Consider the following 19,982-nt stretch of genomic DNA (forward strand, 5'->3'; position numbering starts at 1 on the left):
GGCGCGCGTTGATCACGGCGGCCCGCCGGTAGGGTGGCCCGGTTGTCATACGTGGCCGAGCCGCTCTACCCCCTTCGGAGACCGTGACTACCACCGCCAGCTCCAGCACCTCGCACCACCTGTCCCCGGCCTTCCCCGGCCGTGCCCCCTGGGGCACCGCCGGCAAGCTGCGGGCCTGGCAGCAGGGGGCGATGGAGAAGTACCTCCAGGACCAGCCCCGGGACTTCCTGGCCGTCGCCACCCCCGGCGCCGGGAAGACGACCTTCGCGCTGACGCTGGCGTCCTGGCTGCTGCACCACCACGTCGTGCAGCAGGTGACCGTCGTCGCGCCGACCGAGCACCTGAAGAAGCAGTGGGCCGAGGCCGCGGCGCGGATAGGGATCAAGCTGGACCCGGAGTACAGCGCGGGCCCGCTCAGCCGCGAGTACCAGGGCATCGCCATCACGTACGCGGGCGTCGGCGTACGCCCCATGCTGCACCGCAACCGCGTCGAGCAGCGCAAGACCCTGGTCATCCTCGACGAGATCCACCACGCCGGCGACTCCAAGTCCTGGGGCGAGGCCTGCCTGGAGGCGTTCGAGCCCGCCACCCGCCGTCTCGCGCTCACCGGCACGCCCTTCCGCTCCGACACCAACCCGATCCCCTTCGTGGCGTACGAGGAGGGCAACGACGGCATCCGCCGCTCCGCCGCCGACTACACCTACGGCTACGGCTCGGCGCTCTCCGACGGCGTCGTGCGCCCCGTCATCTTCATGAGCTACAGCGGCAACATGCGCTGGCGCACCAAGGCCGGCGACGAGATCGCCGCCCGGCTCGGCGAACCGATGACCAAGGACGCCGTCAGCCAGGCCTGGCGCACCGCGCTCGACCCGCGCGGCGAGTGGATGCCGGCCGTACTGCGCGCCGCCGACCAGCGGCTGACCGAGGTCAGGAAGGCCATCCCGGACGCCGGCGCCCTCGTCATCGCCGCCGACCAGGACTCCGCCCGCGCCTACTCCAAGCTGATCCGCGAGATCACCGGCGACAAGGCCACCGTCGTCCTGTCCGACGACGCGGGCGCCTCGAAGAACATCGACACGTTCAGCCAGAGCACCGACCGCTGGATGGTCGCCGTCCGTATGGTGTCCGAGGGCGTCGACGTCCCCCGCCTCGCGGTCGGCGTCTACGCGACGACGATCTCCACCCCCCTCTTCTTCGCCCAGGCCGTGGGCCGCTTCGTGCGTTCCCGCCGGCGCGGCGAGACCGCCTCCGTCTTCCTGCCGACCGTGCCCGACCTGCTCACCTTCGCCAACGAGATGGAGCGCGAGCGCGACCACGTCCTCGACAAGCCCAAGAAGGAGGGCGAGGAGGACCCCTACGCCGAGTCCGAGAAGGAGATGGACGAGGCGAACCGGGAGCAGGACGAGGACACCGGCGAGCAGGAGCAGTTCGCCTTCGAGGCCCTGGAGTCCGAGGCCACCTTCGACCGGGTGATGTACAACGGCGCCGAGTTCGGCATGCAGGCCCACCCGGGCAGCGAGGAGGAGCAGGACTACCTCGGCATCCCCGGCCTGCTGGAGCCCGACCAGGTGCAGTTGCTGCTCCAGAAGCGGCAGGCCCGGCAGATCGCGCACAGCCGCAGGAAGCCCGACGAAGAGGCCGACCTGCTCGAACTGCCCGCCGACCGCCGCCCGGTCGTCTCCCACAAGGAGCTGATGGAGCTGCGCAAGCAGCTCAACACCATGGTCGGCGCCTACGTCCACCAGAGCGGCAAGCCGCACGGCGTGATCCACACCGAGCTGCGCCGCGTGTGCGGCGGCCCGCCCAGCGCCGAGGCGACCGGCGGCCAGCTGCGCCAGCGCATCGCCAAGGTGCAGGAGTGGGCGACCCGCATGAAGTGACGCCGCCGCCGCGCGCGGGCGGGTGCCGCACGTATGGGGACAAATTCAGGCCGTCCGTAACGGTTGGCGCCCGGATTCTGGACGGAGCCTTCCGCTGAGCGGACCTGGTCGTTACTGTCCCGCTACGCATACGCCCCGTGGCAGCGCCGCCGCGGAGCGCAGCCGTGAAGCGACTGGGCCCGCGACAACGCCGGGCCGTCAGCCGATCGGCGGCCTCTGAAGCGCGTCACTGACGGGACTCGGTGACGCATCCCCGCGAGGAGGGCCGCCGACCTCACCACGAAGGAGTGGGCGTCGTGACCGCGGAGACCTCTCAGACGCTCGACCGGGGACTGCGGGTCCTCAAACTGCTGGCCGATACGGACCACGGGCTGACCGTCACCGAGCTGTCCCACAAGCTGGGCGTCAACCGGACCGTCGTGTACCGGTTGCTGGCCACCCTGGAACAGCACGCGCTCGTCCGCCGAGACCTGGGCGGCCGCGCCCGCGTCGGCCTCGGTGTGCTCGGCCTGGGCCGCCAGGTGCACCCCCTGGTCCGCGAGGCGGCGATGCCGGCCCTGCGTGCCTTGGCGGAGGACATAGGGGCGACGGCCCACCTCACGCTGGTGGACGGCGCCGAGGCCCTCGCCGTCGCCGTCGTCGAACCGACCTGGACCGACTACCACGTCGCCTACCGCGCGGGCTTCCGCCACCCCCTGGAGCGGGGCGCCGCCGGCAAGGCCATCCTCGCCGCCCGCCGGCCCCCGCAGCCGGCCGGTGAGGCCGTGGACGGCCCCGGCTACACCCTCACCCACGGCGAACTGGAAGCGGGGGCCTGCGGCGCGGCGGCGCCCCTGCTCGGCGTCACGGGCGTCGAGGGCAGCGTCGGCGTGGTCATGCTGGCCGACGTCGTCCCGGAACGGGTCGGCGAGCGCGTGATGCACGCGGCCCGAGAGGTGGCGGAAGCGCTGCGGTGACCTGCTGTGGGGTGCGCTTCTGCCAGAGGCGCACCGTACGGACCGACAAGCCACTCGAGCGGCTAGCCCGGCCGGTCCATGACCCGAACCCGTTGTGTTCCCAAGGTCGATGCACTCGATGAGTCGGCTTACGTTCGCATACTTGCTCGCAGTAGGTTCACGTGTGCGTACGGGTGGTTGCTGGTGCGGCACGTGAGTTGACGGGGGTTGCGGGGATGGTGGGCCACAGGCCGAGTGACTGGCATGTCCTGGACCTGGACAAGGACCCGACGCCGGGGGATCCGCAGCGGGTGCGCACGCTCGCGAAGACGTTGCACGATTTCGCCGACGACGTGTCGGAGGCGTTGCGTCTGGTGAAGGGGATGGCGGGGGAGTCCACTCTGGCCGAGTGGGCGGGGAAGTCGGCGGCGGTCTTCAAGGAGGAGTTCTCGGGTGTTCCGAAGAACTTGAAGAAGCTGGAGAAGTCGTACGGGATGTGCGGTGACGCGCTCGCGGATTTCTGGCCGAAGCTGGAGCGGGCGCAGGCCTTGGCGGACAAGGCGCTGATCAAGGCGCGGGAGGCCCGTGCCGACCTGGCCTCGGCGCGGTCGAAGCTGTCGTCGGCGGACTCGTGGGTGACGCGGGCGTCGAAGGAGGCCGACAAGTACAAGGACGATCCGACGGGCAGCAAGTCGGACGCTGACGAGCCGGACGAGGCGAAGGTCCGCGCCGCCACCCGTGACGCCCAGCACGCCAGGACCGCGCAGACCAACGCGCGGTCGGCCGTGGACTCCGCGCAGGGCGCGCTGGACGCGGCGAAGAAGATGGCCGAGGACGCGCGCAAGATGCGCGACGACGCGGCGCGTGAGGCGAAGAACAAGATCGACGAGGCGTCCGACGCGGGTATCCAGAACCGGTCGTGGTGGGAGGACGTCGGCGACTGGTTCTCCGACAACTGGGACACCATCGTCGCGGTCTGCAAGGTCGTCGTCGCGGTCGTCGGCATCATCGCGATGGTCATCGGCGGCCCCATCCTCGGTGCGATCGTCCTGGTCGCGGCCCTCGTCGTCCTCGCGGACACGCTCTACAAATACAGCAAGGGCCAGGCATCCCTGTGGGACGTGGGGCTGGCGGCCCTGGACTGCATACCCGGCATGAAGGGCCTGACCACCCTCGGCGGACTCGCCAAGGGACTCAAGGGCGGCATGGCTGCCATGAAGGGGATCAAGGGCGGCCTCAAAGGTACGGGGCTGGCCATGCGCGGTCTGGGCAAGAACGCCCGCAATATGGTCGCCGACGGCGCCAAAGGCGCTTACAACCGCGCCAAGAACCTGGTGCGTTCGAAGGGCAGTGACCCCGTCGACATGGCCAGCGGGGCCATGTACCTGCCGCAGACAGATGTGGAGCTACCGGGACTGCTGCCCGTCGCCTTCACCCGTCGGGTTGCTTCCGACTACCGATGCGGATGGTGGTTCGGGCCGACCTGGGCGTCTACTGTCGACCAGCGCCTGGAAGTCGACGAAGAGGGCGTCATCCTGGTCACCGAGGATGGTCTGCTCCTCACCTACCCCCACCCGCCGGGGCCGGACGTGGCCGTGATGCCCGACGCGGGGCCCCGCCGACCGTTGACCCGCATGGACGACGGGGGCTATTGCGTCGACGACCCGCTCACGGGTCGCACCTCTTACTTCGCACGTCCGACCGGCAACGGCATTGCGCTCGTCGCCCGGATCGTCGACCGCAACCAGCACTCGATCAGCTTTGACCACGACGAATACGGTACGCCTCTCGCGATACGCCACTCCGGTGGATATCACCTCAAGCTCACCACCGAAGAAGGGCGTGTCACGGCCCTCAGCCTTGCGGCGGCGGATGGCACGGACATCGTCGTGAAGCGCTATGACTACGACGATGGCAACCTTGCCGCGGTCACCAACTCCTCCGGGCTGCCCCTCCGATTCACCTATGACGAGCGAGCGCGCGTCACTTCTTGGACCGACACCAACGACCGCACTTATCTGTATGAGTACGACGACCGGGATCGTTGCGTCATGGAGGGCGGTGAGGCCGGGCACATCACGATCAGACTCGACTACGGAGGTGTGGACCCTGCCTGGCCCGACTGTCGTGTGACCACTCTCAGCACCGCCGACGGGTCTGTGTCCCGCTTCGTCGTGAATGACAGCTGCCTGGTGGTGGCTGAGGTCGACCCGATGGGCGGCACGGTCACCACGGGCTATGACCCGCACCAGCACGTCACCTCCACCACGGACCAACTCGGCTGCACCACGACCTTCGTGAACAGTGAATCGGGCCAGCCGATCGCGGTGACGCGACCGGACGGGTCCATCGTTCACATCACCTATGACGACGGCGGCTCTCCCACCGAGATCACCCTGCCGGACGGTTCCTCTTGGCACTACACCCATGACGACCGAGGAAACGTCACAGCCGTCACTGACCCGCTCGGCACAACGGCCCACTTCGTACGTCGGCGGGACGGAGCCATCGTCGAAACGCGGGACTCGTCGGGTCGGGAACTCCGCTTCGAGAACAACGCGGCCGGCCTGCCGTTGTCGGTGACGGACAGCCTCGGCCACACGACTCGGTACGTGTACAGCCCCTTCGGCCGGACCACCGCGGTGATCGACGCGCTGGGCCGTGAGACGCATCTGGTGTGGACCGTTGAAGGGCAACTCGCCCGGCGGACCTATCCGGACGGGACGCGGGAACACTGGGAGTACGACGGCGAAGGCAACTGCGTCAGGCACATCGACGCCATCGGCCAAGTGAGTACGTTCGAGTACACCCACTTCGACCGGCTCAGCGCACGCACCGGCCCGGGAGGCGAGCGTTACGCCTTCACGCACGACGCCCAGCTCCGTCTGACGCGAGTTACCAATCCGCAGGGACTCACGTGGGGTTACACCTACGACGCCGCCGGACGTCTCCTCACGGAGACTGATTTCGACGGCCGAGTCACTTACTACACGTACGACGTGGCGGGCCGTCTCACCGGCCGGACCAACGCCCTCGGCCAGAGCACCCGCTACGACCGGGACGCCCTCGGGCAGATCAGTGCCAAGCACGTGCAGGGCGTGACCACCGCCTACACGTACACGTCGAACGGCTCGCTGGCCAGCGCCGTTAACGCGAGCAGCAGTCTGCACGTCGAGCACGACGCCATGGGACGGCGGGTCAGGGAAACTGTCGACGGCCGAACCACCAGTTTCACCTACGACGCCGCCGGCAATCGAACTCTGCGCGTCACCCCCACCGGCGTCCGCAGCGGATGGGAGTACGACGTCGCAGGCCGTCCCGTCCAGTTGACGACGGCTGGGCAGACCATTGACTTTTCCCATGACGCGGTGAACCGAGAAGTCGTCCGCCGGGTCAACGGTGCTCTCGCGCTCACCCGCGGCTACGACAGCCTTGACCGGTTGATCACGCTGGGATGCAGGGCTCCGGGCGACCGCCTCGTGGCGGAGCGCTTGTACACCTACCGGTCAGACGGCTATCTCACGGCTGTACAGGATGCCCGCGGAGGCAGCCGAAGCTTCGACCTGGACCTCCATGGCCGAGTCACGGCCGTTCATGCGACCGGCTGGAGCGAGCGCTATGCCTACGACTCAGTGGGCAACCAGACCGAGGCCGAATGGCCGGTGAGGGATCCTGGTCAGGAGGCGGTCGGGCCGCGTACGTACACCGGCACCAGGTTGGCCCGGGCCGGAGGGGTTCATTACGAGTACGACGCCCTGGGGCGTGTCATCGTGCGCCGCAAGACACGCATCTCCCGTAAGCCCGATCTCTGGCGGTACGAATGGGATGCCGAGGACCGCCTTACAGCAGTAGTCACACCGGACGGCACCCGCTGGCGCTACACCTACGACCCCCTGGGCAGACGCACCGCCAAACTCCGTATGGGTGCCGACGGAGGCACTGTCGTCGAACGGACGCTTTTCACCTGGGACGGCAACACTCTCTGTGAACAGACCACCGAGCAAGGCTTTACGGGCAGAAGGGCGACGCTCACCTGGAACCACGATGGGCTCTCTCCTGTGAGCCAGTCGGAGCGACTCTGGACTGCTGCCGCACCTCAGGAAAGCGTCGATGAGCGTTTCTTCGCCATCGTCACCGACCTGGTCGGCACTCCGACGGAGCTGATCTCACCGGACGGAGAGATCGCGTGGTACACGCGGTCGACCCTCTGGGGTGCGACGGCATGGAACCGCGACGCGACCGCGTACACCCCCCTGCGTTTCCCTGGTCAGTATCACGATGCCGAGACCGGCCTGCACTACAACCATCACCGTCACTACGACCCCGAGAACGGTCGCTACACCAGCCCTGACCCGCTCGGTCTTCTGCCGGCGCCCAACCCGATGACCTATGTGCACAACCCGCACAGCTGGTCCGACCCGCTCGGACTCGCGCCGTTGTGCCATCAGCACGGCGGCGACACCGGCAGCCCCGACGGTCTCGGTCTTCTGCCCGGCCCAGCGCCTCAGCACGCGGCGGACATGCTGAACAAGGTCAACGCGAGACCCGAAGGCATCGGAAAGGTCGACGGCTACCATGGCAACGCGAACTGGGGTAACAACAAGTCCGCCCTGCCTGGCGGGAAGTACAAGGAGTGGGATGTCAACGCCAAGGTCGACCTTCCACAGTGCAGTGCGCCGGGCTGTGGAAAGGAAATCAGAGGCCCTGAGCGGCTGTTGACCCCGAAGGACGGGCCTGGGCCCGCCTACTACACGCCAGACCACTACGGGACCTTCTACTACGTCGGTGAGTTCACAGGGTGATGCGACACATGGCTTCCTTTGACATCACGAGCACCTCGGAGCCCTGGGTTGTTTTCGCTCCCCACGGGTCAGTCGTCGTTCAAGAGCAGCTTTCCCAGCTGAAGAGAAGCGGCGGTCGCTGCTACTACTTCGACGCCCGGGATCTCCTGGACGAGCGGGCAATCCATCAGTCCTTTGCGGAGGCACTTCGTTTCCCCGGTTATTACGGGTACAACTGGGACGCTTTGGTGGACTGTCTGGACGACTTGTGCGGGGAGGTTACCGGCGGCGTCGGTGTGGCAGTCGTGATCCAGGACGCCGATCGGCTCTTGGCGGCAGAACACTTCCCTCTCTTCGTGTCCGTCCTCTGCCAGGGTGCGGACCGGGCGAATTCATCGGTCGACCTCGACGGGTGTCCGCTGGACCGTCCCGCCGTATCCGAGCATTTCGTTTTCGAATTTCGTGAATTCGATCCCGGTAAGGTGCGGCGTCTGGTGGAGCAGCCGGACCTGATCGTTTCCCAAACGGACGGATTCGTGGGGGCTTCCCTCGATCCTGAAGAATGGCGTTGAGGAGCGCACCCGCCGGGTCGACGTCCCTGCCCGCGGCTGGAGCGGCGGACCCACGTTAGATTGACCCCGTGCTCTCTCGTCTCACGCGTCCCCAGGTCCTCGCCGTCTGCGGTGTGCCCGTCGTGGCGTTGCTCGCGACCGCCGTGTTCGCGCCGTTGCCGTTCTCCGTGGCGCAGCCCGGGCTGACGGCCGACGTGCTGGGCGAGAACCAGGGGGCCGAGGTGATCACGATCAGCGGGGCACCGACGCACGGGACCAGCGGGCAGCTGCGGATGACGACGATCGAGGCGACCGGGCCGGACGCGAGCGTTCACCTCGGGGACGTGCTCGGCAGCTGGTTCGACACCGACCGGGCCGTGATGCCGCGCGACGCCGTCTACCCGAGCGGCGACGACGTGAGCGAGATCGAGCGGTACAACCAGGAGCAGATGAAGGAGTCGCAGGACTCGGCCACCACCGCCGCGCTCGGCTATCTGCGGATGGACAAGGGCGACGTCGACGTCAAGCTCCGGCTGGAGGACGTCGGCGGCCCCAGCGCCGGGCTGCTGTTCTCCCTCGGCATCGTCGACAAGCTCGGCCCCGGCGACCTCACCGGCGGCAAGGTCGTCGCCGGGACGGGGACCATCACCGGCGACGGCAAGGTCGGCGCCGTCGGCGGGGTGCCGCTCAAGACGCAGGCCGCCCGGCGGGACGGGGCCACCGTCTTCCTGGTGCCGAAGGCGGAGTGCTCGGACGCGCGGTCCGAACTGCCCGAGGGGCTGCGGCTGGTCCCGGTGACGACGCTCAAGGGCGCGATCGACGCGCTGAAGGCACTGGAGAGCGGCAAGGGCGACGTGCCCGCCTGCTGACCGGGCTCGGCAGGCCCGCACCGGCTCACCGGGGGCCGACCGAGCCGACCGAGCCGCCGGCCCGACCGAGCCGGCCGGGCTACCCCTCCGTCACGAAGCCCTCGTCCTTCATCCAGTCCAGCGCCACCTGGTGCGGGTCCTCGCCGTCCACGTCGACCTTCGCGTTCAGCGTCCGGGCCACGTCGTTGGTCAGCGCCTTGGTGACCGGGTCGAGGACGGAGGCGATCGCCGGCCACTTCTTCAGGGTGGCCGTGCGGACCATGGGCGCCGCGTTGTAGTTCGGGAAGAACTTCTTGTCGTCCTCCATCACCACCAGGTTCATGGACTTGATCCGCCCGTCGGTGGTGTACACCTCGCCGTAGGTGCAAGCGCCCTTCGCGGTCTGGGTGTAGATGATGCCGGTGTCCATCTGCGTGATGTTCCCGGCGGGCAGCGACATCCCGTACGCCTTCTCCAGCCCGGGCAGGCCGTCCGCGCGGTTGGCGAACTCGCCCTCCACGCACAGCGTCACCGCGCCCGGGTCCGACTTCGACAGGGCGGTGACCTCCGAGAGGGTCTTCGTCCGGTACTTCTTGTAGTTCGCCTGGTTCATCGCCAGCGCGTACGTGTTGTTCAGGCGGGCCGGCGGCAGCCACGTCAGCCCCTTCTTCGCGTCGGCCTCCTTCACCGCCTCCCACTGCTGCTCGGGGTCGGGGATCGGCTTGCTGTTGCCCAGGTACGTGATCCACGCGGTGCCCGTGTACTCGTACGTGGCGTCGGCGTCGCCGTTCTCCACCGCCGCGCGGGTGCCGACCGAACCCTGGATGCCGGTGCGGTCGAGCACCTCGGCGCCGGCCGCCTCGAAGGCGATGCCCATGATCGCGCCGAGGACCAGCTGCTCGGTGAACTCCTTCGAGGTGACCGTCAGATCGGCGCCCTCCAGCGGCTTGCCCTCACCGATGGTGCCCGGCTCCACGTCGTCGACCATCGGGGAGCCGCTGGTCAGACCGCACCCGGCGGGAGCCGCGAGGAGCGCCGCGGCCAGTGCCCAGCAGACGCGCCGTCTCATGTGCCCACCTCCAGCCCCCGCGGTCGCAGCAGCAGTTCGGCCAGCGACGCCAGCCAGTCCACCAGCAGGGCCAGGGCGACCGTCAGGATCGAGCCAAGGACCAGCACCGGCATCCGCTGGCTGGTGATCCCGGTGGTGATCAGCACGCCCAGCCCGCCACCGCCGCCGAAGGTCGCCAGCGTCGCCGTGCCGACGTTCAGGACGAGCGCCGTGCGCACCCCGGCCAGGATCAGCGGGACGGCCAGCGGCAGCTCCACCCGGGTGAGGACGCCCAGCGGGGACATGCCGATGCCGCGGGCCGCCTCCAGCAGGGTCGGGTCGTTCGCCTTCAGACCGGCGATGGTGTTGGACAGGACCGGCAGGACGGCGTAGATGATGATGCCGATCAGGGCGGCCCTGCGGCCGATGCCCAGCCAGATCACCAGCAGCGCCAGCAGACCGATCGCCGGGGTCGCCTGGCCCATGTTGGCGAACGCCATCGCGAACGGCGTCGCCTTCCGGAACGCCCCGCGGGTCAGCAGGATGCCCAGCGGGATCGCGATGATCAGTACGAAGAAGGTGGAGATCACCGTCAGCTGCACGTGCTGCCACAGGGCCTTGGTGACCTGGCCGTTGCCGAGGGCGTTGCGGCTGAGCGCGTCCAGGTCGGCCTGCCGGAACCACAGCCAGGTCGCCAGCAGCACGGCGATCAGGACCACGGGCAGGAAGGTGAGCTTGCGCCAGCCGACCCGGGAGGCCGCAGCCGCCGACGGCGGGGGAGCGCCGGACCCCTCCTCGTCCCGCTCGTCACGGTCGTCCCTGGCGTCCCGGGTGGCGAGCCCCTCGGCCTCGTGCCCGCCCTCGGGGCGGCGGCCGGGGGAGGGGCGGGAGGAGCCGCTCACGCGCGGCCCCCGACCTCGCCGAAGCCCTCCTGCTCGCTGTGCGTCTGGGTGGCCCGGGTCTCCTCCAGGTCGTGCTGGTGCTCCAGCGCGTCGAGCCGGTCGGCCTCCAGCAGTTCCTGCACGGAGTTCATCAGCGTCTCCATGTCCACGACGCCCTCGTACGCCCCGCGCCGCCCGGTGACCGCCACCCGCCCCGCGTTGTCGGTCAGCACCGCCTCCAGCGCGTCCCGCAGCGTCGCGTCCCGGGTCACCGTGTCGTGGACCAGCGTCCCGGCCCGCGCCAGCGAGCCCTTGGCCCGCATCAGGTCGCCGCGCCGCAGCCACTTGTAGGGGCGCCCGCGCCGGTCCAGGAGCAGGATCTCGTTGGTGCCCGACTCGCGCAGCCGGGCGAAGATGTGCTGGAGCGGGTCCTCCACGGTCACCGTCGGGTAGTCCGTGATGCCCACGTCCCGCACCCGGGTCAGGTTCAGGCGCTTGAGGGCCGCGCCCGCCCCGACGAAGCCCGAGACGAAGTCGTCCGCCGGGTTGGTGAGGATCGCCTCCGGGGTGTCGAACTGCGCGATGTGGGAGCGTTCGCGCAGCACCGCGATCCGGTCGCCCAGCTTGATCGCCTCGTCGAAGTCGTGAGTGACGAAGACGATCGTCTTGTGCAGCTCGTGCTGGAGCCGGATCAGCTCGTCCTGGAGGTGGTCCCGGGTGATCGGGTCGACCGCGCCGAACGGCTCGTCCATCAGCAGCACCGGCGGATCGGCCGCCAGCGCCCGCGCCACGCCCACCCGCTGCTGCTGGCCGCCGGACAGCTGGCGCGGATAGCGGCCGTGGAACTCCCCGGCGTCCAGGCCCACCAGGTCCAGCATCTCCTCCACCCGGGAACGGATGCGGGCCTTCGACCAGCCGATCATCTTCGGCACCAGCGCGATGTTCTGGGCGACGGTCATGTGCGGGAAGAGGCCGGAGGACTGGATCGCGTAGCCGACCTTGCGGCGCAGCTTCACCGGGTCGATGTCGGTGACGTCCTCGCCGTTGATGCGGATGCGTCCGCCGCTGGGCTCGATCAGCCGGTTGATCATCTTCAGGGTGGTGGACTTCCCGCAGCCCGAGGGCCCCACGAAGATGACCGTCTCCCCGGCCTTGATCTCCATCGACACGTTCTCGACGGCGGGCTGCGGATTGCCCGGATAGCGCTTGGTGAGGCACTCCAGCTCGATGGTCGCCCCGGTGGCGCTGCCCACCCCGGCGTCGGCCTTCTCGGACACGAGGTCGTCAGACACGGATCCCCCTCGGAATGGTCAGCCGTCCCAGCAGCACGTACGCCGCGTCGAACAGCAGGGCCAGGACGATGATCCCGAGCGTGCCCGCGAGCACCTGGTTGAGCGCGTTCTTGCTGCCCAGCGAGGCGATCCCGCGGAAGATCTCGTTGCCGAGGCCGGGCCCGGAGGCGTAGGCGGCGATCGCCGCGATGCCCATCAGCATCTGGGTGGAGACCCGGATGCCGGTCAGGATCGGCGGCCACGCCAGCGGCAGCTCCACCCGCAGCAGCCGCGCCGGACGCGACATCCCGATGCCCTTGGCCGCGTCCACCAGCGCCGGGTCGACCCCGCGCAGGCCCACGATGGAGTTGCGCACGATCGGCAGCAGCCCGTACAGGGTCAGCGCGGTCACCGTCGGCGGCACGCCGAGCCCCAGGATCGGGATGAGCAGACCGATCATGGCCAGCGACGGGATGGTGAGGATGGCCGACGTGGACAGGGTCGCCACGTTCCCCGCCCAGTCGCTGCGGTAGGTGACTACGCCGATCAGCACCCCGAGCAGGGTCGCCACGACCATGCACTGGAAGACCGCGCTGGCGTGCTGGTAGGCGTCGGCGAGCAACTGCTGGTGGCGGCTGCCCAGGAAGTCCCAGAAGTTCACGTCCGCTCACCTCCGGGATCGGTCCGGGCCTCAGTCGTGTCCGACGCTGTCCTCGGCCGCCTGCTCCACCAGCGGGATGATCCGCAGCGGAACGGGGTTCTCCATCACGATCGCCGTGGCGGCCCGGACGATGCCATCAAAACCGACAACCCGGTCGATCACCCGCTGGAGATCCGCGTTGGAGCGGGCCACCAGCCGGCACAGCATGTCCCCGGTACCGGTCGTGGTGTGCAGCTCGAGCACCTCCGGCACGTTCGCCAAGTGCGCCCGTACGTCGGCCCCTTGGCCCTGCCGGATCTCCAGCGTGGCGAACGCGGTCACCGGGTAGCCGAGCGCCGCCGGATCGACTTCCGGACCGAAGCCGCGGATGACTCCGTTCGACTGAAGCCGGTCCAGCCGCGCCTGCGCGGTGCCGCGCGCCACCCCCAGCCGCCGGGACATCTCCAGCACCCCGATCCGCGGCTCCCGCGCCAGCAGGCCGATGATCCGCCCGTCCAGCCGGTCGATGCCCGTGCCCGCCATGCCCTCACCCTCCCGGCTGGTCATCCTGTACAGATCGCCCGTCCCCGGCGCCGTACCACTGGTCAGGTTGCCCAGTGAAAACGCAAACTATTGCGCACCTTGCGGAGGCGGGAGAACCTGCGGCTATGACGCAGACCACACACCACACTCCCGACACCGCCCGGCAGGCCGATCCCTTCCCGGTCAAGGGAATGGACGCGGTCGTCTTCGCCGTGGGCAACGCCAAGCAGGCCGCGCACTACTACTCCACCGCCTTCGGCATGAAGCTGGTCGCGTACTCCGGACCGGAGAACGGCAGCCGGGAGACCGCGAGCTACGTCCTGGAGAGCGGCTCCGCCCGCTTCGTGTTCACCTCGGTGATCAAGCCCTCGACCGACTGGGGCACCTTCCTCGCCCAGCACGTGGCCGAGCACGGCGACGGCGTCGTCGACCTCGCCATCGAGGTCCCGGACGCGCGCGCCGCCCACGCCTACGCCGTCGAGCACGGCGCCCGCTCGCTCGCCGAGCCGCACGAGGTCAAGGACGAGCACGGCACCGTCGTCCTCGCCGCCATCGCCACCTACGGCGAGACCCGGCACACCCTCGTCGAGCGCACCGGCTACGACGGCCCGTACCTGCCCGGCTACGTCGCCGCCAAGCCGATGGTGGCGCCGCCCGAGCGGCGCGTCTTCCAGGCCGTGGACCACTGCGTCGGCAACGTCGAACTCGGCCGAATGAACGAGTGGGTCGGCTTCTACAACAAGGTCATGGGCTTCACGAACATGAAGGAGTTCGTGGGCGACGACATCGCCACCGAGTACAGCGCGCTGATGTCGAAGGTGGTCGCGGACGGCACCCTCAAGGTCAAGTTCCCGATCAACGAGCCCGCCGTCGCCAAGAAGAAGTCCCAGATCGACGAGTACCTGGAGTTCTACGGCGGCGCCGGCGTCCAGCACATCGCGCTGAACACCAACGACATCGTGTCGACCGTCCGCGCGATGAGGGCGGCCGGCGTCGAGTTCCTGGACACCCCCGACTCGTACTACGACACGCTCGGCGAGTGGGCCGGCGAGACCCGGGTGCCGGTCGACGTCCTGCGCGAGCTGAAGATCCTCGTCGACCGCGACGAGGACGGCTACCTGCTGCAGATCTTCACCAAGCCGGTCCAGGACCGGCCGACCGTCTTCTTCGAGATGATCGAACGCCACGGCTCGATGGGCTTCGGCAAGGGCAACTTCAAGGCCCTGTTCGAGGCGATCGAGCGCGAGCAGGAGAAGCGCGGCAACCTCTGACCCGCTCCACCCGGCCGGGCTAGTCGGGCGGGCCCTCCACCGAGGGCTCGCCCAGCTCCGTCAGCGCCCGCTTCGCCTCCGGCACCCCGAGCGGCGAGAAGTACGGGTTGATCGTCAGCGCCTCCCGCAGATGCCGCCGCGCGGGCCCGGACCGCCCCAGCTCCTTCTCGATCACCCCCCGGTGGAACACGTACGGCGCGCTGCGCACCCCGCCGCCCTTGTCGCCGTCGGTCGCGATCGTCGCGAACTCCAGCGCCTCCTCGTCCGCGCCGCTGCGGTGCAACGCCCAGCCCAGCGCGTCGGCGACCGCGGTCCCCGGCTGCCGCCCCCACTCCACCCGCAGCCGCTCCACCGCCGCCGCCGGGTCACCGTGGTCCGCGTCGAGCAGCCCCAGCACCAGCTGCTCGTCGGCCCCGGCCGCCTCGGCGCCCCGCGCCCGCTCCCGCAGCAGGTCGTACTCCACCCGCGCCGCCTGCCCGAGGCCCAGCGACTCGTACAGCTCGCCCAGCTCCAGCGCGTACTCGGGGATCGGCTGCTTGGCCAGCGCCGCCTGGTACGCGGACAGCGCCTCCGTCGTGCGGCCCAGCGCCGCCAGCGCCCGGCCCTGCCCGGCCTGCGCGGCCCGCTGGTCCGGGTCGGTGCGCAGCGCCTCCTGGAAGAACCGCAGCGCCTCCTCGCGGTCCCCGCGCTCGAACGCCAGCCGCCCGGCCTGCTCCAGGTACGCGGCCCGCTCGGCCGGTGCCCCGGCCGCCGCCGCGGCGTCCGAGATCCGGGCCGCCGCGTCCTCCCGCCACCCCCGGTCCCGGTAGACGGCCGCGGCCAGCGCGCCCACGGCCGGATCGTCCGGACGCAGCTCCAGCACCTTGTCCAGCGCCCGGCCCACGCCCTTGCCGTCGCCCAGCCCCGTGTACGCCTCGACCAGCACCGCGTGCGCCGTCCAGCGTTTCGGCGCCGCCTTCACCGCGCTCTCGCCCCACTTCTTCGCCGCCGGGAAGTCCCGGCGCGCCACCGCCAGCGCCGCGAGCCCCTCCAGGGCCTGCGGGTTGCGCTCGGGGCCCGTCTTCAGGGAGGTGCGCAGCGCCTTCTCGGCCCTGGGCCAGTTCGCGCCGTCCGCGGTCCTGCGGCCCTGCTCGACGTAGGCCGCGCCGAGCACCGCCCACGACGCACCGTCCAGCGGATGCGCCCGCAGGTGGGACTCCCGGTCGCCGATCAGCGCGGCCAGGTCGGGCAGCGCGGCGGGCACCCCCGCGGTGACCGCGCCCCGCGCCACCGCCGCGGGCCCCGGCGCGGGCGGGGGAGCGTCGGCCCCGCCCCAGGGCACCAGGAGGACCAGGGCCCCGCCGAGCACGGCGGCCCCGGCCACGGAGGCGATCAGCACCCGGCGCCCCGGGCGCGGCAGCCGTCCGCCCCCGGTGTTCCGGCGCGCGGTGTCCATGGTGTCCATGGTGTTCCTGGCGTCCACGTCCATGGCGCTCACTGTGCGTCAATACGACGATCCCACCGGGCAGGGTGACGGGTGCCGCCCACGGGGTTCACACCGATGGCCCCGGATGCGAGCCTTTGATCATGAGCCGTATCGAAGCGCCTCGCGACGAAGACGACGCGGCCGCCGCGGTCGACAGCACCCCCGGCGGCCGGAGCACCCTCGTCGACCGGCTGCTGGCCGGTCTCTCCGCCGGGTCCGTCCTCACCGACCCCGACGTCACGGCCTCCTACGCCCACGACATGGCGAGCTTCTGCCCGGCGGGCGCCCCCGCCGTCGTGGTCCTGCCGCGCACCGTGGAAGAGGTCCAGCACGTCATGCGCACCGCCACCGAGCTGCGCGTCCCGGTCGTCCCGCAGGGCGCCCGCACCGGCCTGTCCGGCGCGGCCAACGCCACCGAGGGCTGCGTGGTCCTCTCCCTGACCGGGATGGACCGCATCCTGGAGATCAACCCGGTCGACCGCGTCGCCGTCGTCGAACCGGGCGTCGTCAACGCCGCGCTCTCCCGCGCGGTCGGCGAACACGGCCTCTATTACCCGCCCGACCCCTCCAGCTGGGAGATGTGCACCATCGGCGGCAACATCGGCACCGCCTCCGGCGGGCTGTGCTGCGTCAAGTACGGGGTGACCGCCGAGTACGTCCTCGGTCTCGACGTCGTCCTCGCCGACGGCCGCCTGATGTCCACCGGCCGCCGCACCGCCAAGGGCGTCGCCGGGTACGACCTCACCCGGCTCTTCGTCGGCTCCGAGGGCTCCCTCGGCATCGTCGTACGGGCGGTCCTCGCGCTGCGGCCCAAGCCGCCCGCGCAGCTGGTGCTGGCCGCCGAGTTCGCCTCCGCGTCCGCGGCCTGCGACGCCGTCTGCCGGATCATGGCGGGCGGGCACGTCCCCTCCCTCCTCGAACTGATGGACCGTACGACCGTCAAGGCGGTCAACGACCTCGCCCGCATGGGTCTGCCGGAGACCACCGAGGCCCTCCTGCTGGCCGCCTTCGACACCGCCGACCCGGCCGCCGACCTCGCCGCCGTCGGCGCGCTGTGCGAGGCCGCGGGCGCCACCCAGGTGGTACCGGCCGAGGACGCGGCCGAGTCCGAACTCCTCCTCCAGGCCAGGCGCCTGGCGCTCACCGCCCTCGAAGCCGTCAAGGGCACGACGATGATCGACGACGTGTGCGTGCCGCGCTCCCGGCTCGGCGACATGCTGGCGGGCATCGAGCGGATCGCCGCGAAGCACGGCCTCACCATCGGCGTCTGCGCCCACGCGGGCGACGGCAACACCCACCCCACCGTCTGCTTCGACGCCTCGGACCCCGACGAGTCCCGGCGGGCCCGCGAGTCCTTCGACGAGATCATGGCCCTCGGTCTGGAACTCGACGGCACCATCACCGGCGAGCACGGGGTGGGCGTGCTGAAGAAGGAGTGGCTGGCGCGGGAGCTCGGGCCGGTGGGCCTGGAGATGCAGCGGGCCGTCAAACAGGCCTTCGACCCGCTGGGCCTCCTCAACCCGGGCAAGCTCTTCTGAGCAGGTGAGGGAGGGGCCCCGCCGTTCCTCACCGGGCGAGCAGCTCGGCCAGCCCGTCGTCGATGCCGAGCCGCGCTCCCTCCGTGCCCGGCGGCACCGTCCGCAGGGTGCGCTCCAGCCAGGCCGACACCTGCGGGACGGGCGCCTCCAGCAGGGCGTCGCCGTCCGGGCTGCTCAGCCCGATCAGGACGACGCTGCGGCCCGCCGCCTTCGACGGCCACACCCGCACGTCCCCGTGCCCGGACGGCCGGAAGACGCCCTCCACCAGCAGATCGCGGGCGAACGTCCAGTGCACCGGATGGCCGGAGTCGATGTGGAAGGTGATGTGGACGGCGTAGGGGTCGTCGGTGCGGTAGCCGAGCCGGGCCGGCACCGGGACGCCGCGCTCGGGCGACAGGACGAGCCGCAGCTCCAGCTCGCGTTGCACGACGGTCGGGCCGGTGGGACGGCCGGGGCCGGTGGGGTCGGTGTGCATGGCGGGTTCCTCTCCCGTGTCTCGCGCGGTCCGTGCACGAGGGAGAGCGGCCCGGGGCGGGAGCATTACGCGGGTCCGCCGAACTTTTTCACGCCCCCGGGGGAGCGAGTGCCGGCCCAGGTGTGAAGGTCTCTGCACGAGGTTGCCCGGAAAGGAGTGGGTACGGCGGGACCGGCGGTGCGGAAAGCGCCCGTCTGATAGATGTTGGAGCCCCTCTATCAACCCCCGAGCAGATACGGGACGACGGACATGAGCGCCCCAACCCCGGCCCCCGGCGACGACAGGCCCCGCGAGGGGTATTACCCGGACCCGTCCATCCCCGGATACGTCCGGTACTGGAACGGCGCCTCCTGGGTGGCGGGCACGAGCCGGCCCGCCCCCAAGGACGGAGAGCCGCTCGCGCCCCCGCCCGGCGCGCGGCCCTCCGTCGAGGAGACCGGACCGCACTTCTTCGACGAGGACCCGGTCGAGGACCCGCCGCCCTCCGCCGCCTCCCAGCACGGCAGCCGTCCGGAGTCCGCCACCGCCTGGGGCGCCGACCGCTCCGCTGCGTCCGGCTCCACCGGCGGGCCGGACCAGCCGGTCGCCTGGCCGGGTGCGGCGCGGGGCGCCGACCCGAGGGTCCCGCACGCCCGGCAGGCGGCACCGTCCGCCGAGGGCGGTGCGGGCGCGCGGGGCGACGCCGCCCAGGCCGCTCCGGCCGCCGCGTCCGATGCGGCTCCGTCCTCCGCTTCCGTGTCCCCTTCCCCTTCCCCTTCCCCTTCCCCTTCCCCTTCCGCTTCTGCCTCCGCCGCGGCGTCCGGCCCCGCCTCCGGTGAGGCAGGGGGTGAGGCCGGGAACACCTTCGTCTTCCGGCGGCCCGCCGTGGGTTCCCAGGGTGCGCCGGCGCAGGGCGGTTCCCCTGCCTCCGGCCCGGGCCCCGGGCAGGACGAGGGCACCATGACCTTCCGCGCGGTCACCCCGCGCACGGGCCCGCGGCCCGGTGGAGCGGAGCCCGCCCCTGGTGCCGGTTCCGTTTCCGGTTCCGGTTCGGGCCCCGGCTTCGGAGCCGGGAAGGAGGCCGCCGCCCGGGCCGCCGCGGCACAGACCCCGGCCGCCCAGGCGCCCGCGGCCCCCGCGGTTCCGCACCAGGCGTCCCAGCCCCAGCCCCAGCCGCAGGCGCAGGCCGCGCCCTCCGCGCCGGTCGCGGCGGGCGGCCCCGGCGGCGGTCAGACCTCCTGGGCGCAGCAGGTGCACCGGCTGGCCGGGGCGGGGGGCGACGAGCAGCCCGTCGCGCCGTGGAAGCCGCCGGTCGAGGACGTGTTCCAGGCCGCCGCCCGGCGTCAGGCGGCCGCCCGGCCCGCCGGGCTCGGCAAGCGGCTGGCCGCCCGGCTGATCGACACGGTCGTCCTCGCGGGCGTCACCGCCGTCGCCGCCGTACCCCTCGGCGTCAAGGCGGTCGACCACGTCAACGACAAGATCGACGAGGCCAGGCTCTCCGGTGAGACGGTCACGGTCTGGCTCCTGGACGGCACGACGTCCACGTACCTGGGCATCGTCCTCGCCGTCCTGCTGCTCTTCGGCGTCGTCTACGAGGCGCTGCCCACCGCCAAGTGGGGCCGCACCCTGGGCAAGAAGCTGCTCGGCCTGGAGGTCCGGGACATCGAGGCCCACGAACCCCCGTCCTTCGGCGCGGCCCTGCGCCGCTGGCTGGTCTACAGCGTCCCGGGCCTCCTCGTGGTCGGTGTGGTCGGCGTCGTCTGGTGCCTGTTCGACCGCCCCTGGCACCAGTGCTGGCACGACAAGGCCGCCGGCACGTTTGTCGCGGGCTAGCGGGGCGGTGGGGCCGGGGGAGCGCGGGTCTCGTCTTCGGGTG

15 protein-coding genes are annotated in these 19,982 nt (G+C 70.9%); 8 read left to right on the plus strand and 7 right to left on the minus strand.

Translation table 11 applies throughout. The annotated features are described in order from the left end of the window. The first annotated feature begins 83 nt into the window (after positions 1-83). From EV562_RS04995 to EV562_RS05015, 5 genes are all read left to right on the plus strand, one after another. Positions 84-1,880 (plus strand): DEAD/DEAH box helicase, encoded by a 1,797-nt coding sequence (locus tag EV562_RS04995; protein ID WP_133885445.1) that lies wholly within the window; start codon positions 84-86, stop codon positions 1,878-1,880. Positions 1,881-2,176: 296 nt separating this feature from the next. Beyond that, on the plus strand, positions 2,177-2,836 hold the full coding sequence (locus EV562_RS05000; protein ID WP_133885446.1) for a helix-turn-helix domain-containing protein: 660 nt from the start codon (positions 2,177-2,179) through the stop codon (positions 2,834-2,836). Positions 2,837-3,051: 215 nt separating this feature from the next. Beyond that, the gene (locus EV562_RS05005) at positions 3,052-7,617 is read left to right on the plus strand and encodes an RHS repeat-associated core domain-containing protein (RefSeq protein WP_133885447.1); all 4,566 of its coding nucleotides are present in this window, start codon (positions 3,052-3,054) and stop codon (positions 7,615-7,617) included. Positions 7,618-7,625: 8 nt separating this feature from the next. After that, complete coding sequence (locus tag EV562_RS05010; RefSeq protein WP_133885448.1) at positions 7,626-8,168, plus strand: barstar family protein; 543 nt, start codon at positions 7,626-7,628, stop codon at positions 8,166-8,168. 68 nt (positions 8,169-8,236) lie between these two features. Beyond that, positions 8,237-9,016 (plus strand): S16 family serine protease, encoded by a 780-nt coding sequence (locus tag EV562_RS05015; RefSeq protein ID WP_133885449.1) that lies wholly within the window; start codon positions 8,237-8,239, stop codon positions 9,014-9,016. A 79-nt stretch (positions 9,017-9,095) separates the two neighbouring features. On the opposite strand, the gene EV562_RS05020 is transcribed toward EV562_RS05015, so the two are convergent. The 5 genes from EV562_RS05020 to EV562_RS05040 are packed head-to-tail and all read right to left on the minus strand — an operon-like array spanning position 9,096 to position 13,402. Continuing rightward, positions 9,096-10,064 carry a glycine betaine ABC transporter substrate-binding protein gene (locus tag EV562_RS05020; RefSeq protein WP_133885450.1) on the minus strand — a complete coding sequence of 323 codons (969 nt, stop codon included), beginning with the start codon at positions 10,062-10,064 and terminating at the stop codon, positions 9,096-9,098. Beyond that, positions 10,061-10,945 carry an ABC transporter permease gene (locus EV562_RS05025; RefSeq protein WP_133885451.1) on the minus strand — a complete coding sequence of 295 codons (885 nt, stop codon included), beginning with the start codon at positions 10,943-10,945 and terminating at the stop codon, positions 10,061-10,063. The genes EV562_RS05020 and EV562_RS05025 overlap by 4 nt, the downstream gene beginning before the upstream one ends. Then, the gene (locus EV562_RS05030; RefSeq protein WP_133885452.1) at positions 10,942-12,216 is read right to left on the minus strand and encodes a betaine/proline/choline family ABC transporter ATP-binding protein; all 1,275 of its coding nucleotides are present in this window, start codon (positions 12,214-12,216) and stop codon (positions 10,942-10,944) included. Before EV562_RS05030 ends, EV562_RS05025 begins: the two co-directional genes overlap by 4 nt. Further along, positions 12,209-12,856: an ABC transporter permease gene (locus EV562_RS05035; RefSeq protein WP_133885453.1), complete on the minus strand. Its 648-nt coding sequence runs from the start codon at positions 12,854-12,856 to the stop codon at positions 12,209-12,211. Before EV562_RS05035 ends, EV562_RS05030 begins: the two co-directional genes overlap by 8 nt. 30 nt (positions 12,857-12,886) lie before the next feature. Beyond that, entirely contained in the window at positions 12,887-13,402 is a 516-nt protein-coding gene (locus tag EV562_RS05040; protein WP_166661595.1) for an Lrp/AsnC family transcriptional regulator, read from the minus strand. A 101-nt stretch (positions 13,403-13,503) separates the two neighbouring features. Here EV562_RS05040 and hppD point away from each other — a divergent pair, with 101 nt between their 5' ends. Then, a complete protein-coding gene (hppD, locus tag EV562_RS05045) occupies positions 13,504-14,649 on the plus strand; it encodes a 4-hydroxyphenylpyruvate dioxygenase (protein ID WP_133885454.1) in 1,146 nt (381 codons plus the stop codon). 19 nt (positions 14,650-14,668) lie between these two features. On the opposite strand, the gene EV562_RS05050 is transcribed toward hppD, so the two are convergent. After that, positions 14,669-16,084 carry a tetratricopeptide repeat protein gene (locus EV562_RS05050; protein ID WP_166661650.1) on the minus strand — a complete coding sequence of 472 codons (1,416 nt, stop codon included), beginning with the start codon at positions 16,082-16,084 and terminating at the stop codon, positions 14,669-14,671. A gap of 131 nt (positions 16,085-16,215) precedes the next feature. Here EV562_RS05050 and EV562_RS05055 point away from each other — a divergent pair, with 131 nt between their 5' ends. Further along, complete coding sequence (locus EV562_RS05055; protein ID WP_166661596.1) at positions 16,216-17,652, plus strand: FAD-linked oxidase C-terminal domain-containing protein; 1,437 nt, start codon at positions 16,216-16,218, stop codon at positions 17,650-17,652. A 28-nt stretch (positions 17,653-17,680) separates the two neighbouring features. On the opposite strand, the gene EV562_RS05060 is transcribed toward EV562_RS05055, so the two are convergent. Next, positions 17,681-18,127: an SsgA family sporulation/cell division regulator gene (locus EV562_RS05060; protein ID WP_133885456.1), complete on the minus strand. Its 447-nt coding sequence runs from the start codon at positions 18,125-18,127 to the stop codon at positions 17,681-17,683. Positions 18,128-18,376: 249 nt separating this feature from the next. Between EV562_RS05060 and EV562_RS05065 the strand changes: the two genes are divergently transcribed. Further along, complete coding sequence (locus tag EV562_RS05065) at positions 18,377-19,939, plus strand: RDD family protein (RefSeq protein WP_133885457.1); 1,563 nt, start codon at positions 18,377-18,379, stop codon at positions 19,937-19,939. Positions 19,940-19,982 lie beyond the last annotated feature (43 nt).

The sequence above is a fragment of the Streptomyces sp. BK208 genome (assembly GCF_004364245.1).
In the GTDB taxonomy this organism is placed as follows: Bacteria; Actinomycetota; Actinomycetes; order Streptomycetales; family Streptomycetaceae; genus Streptomyces.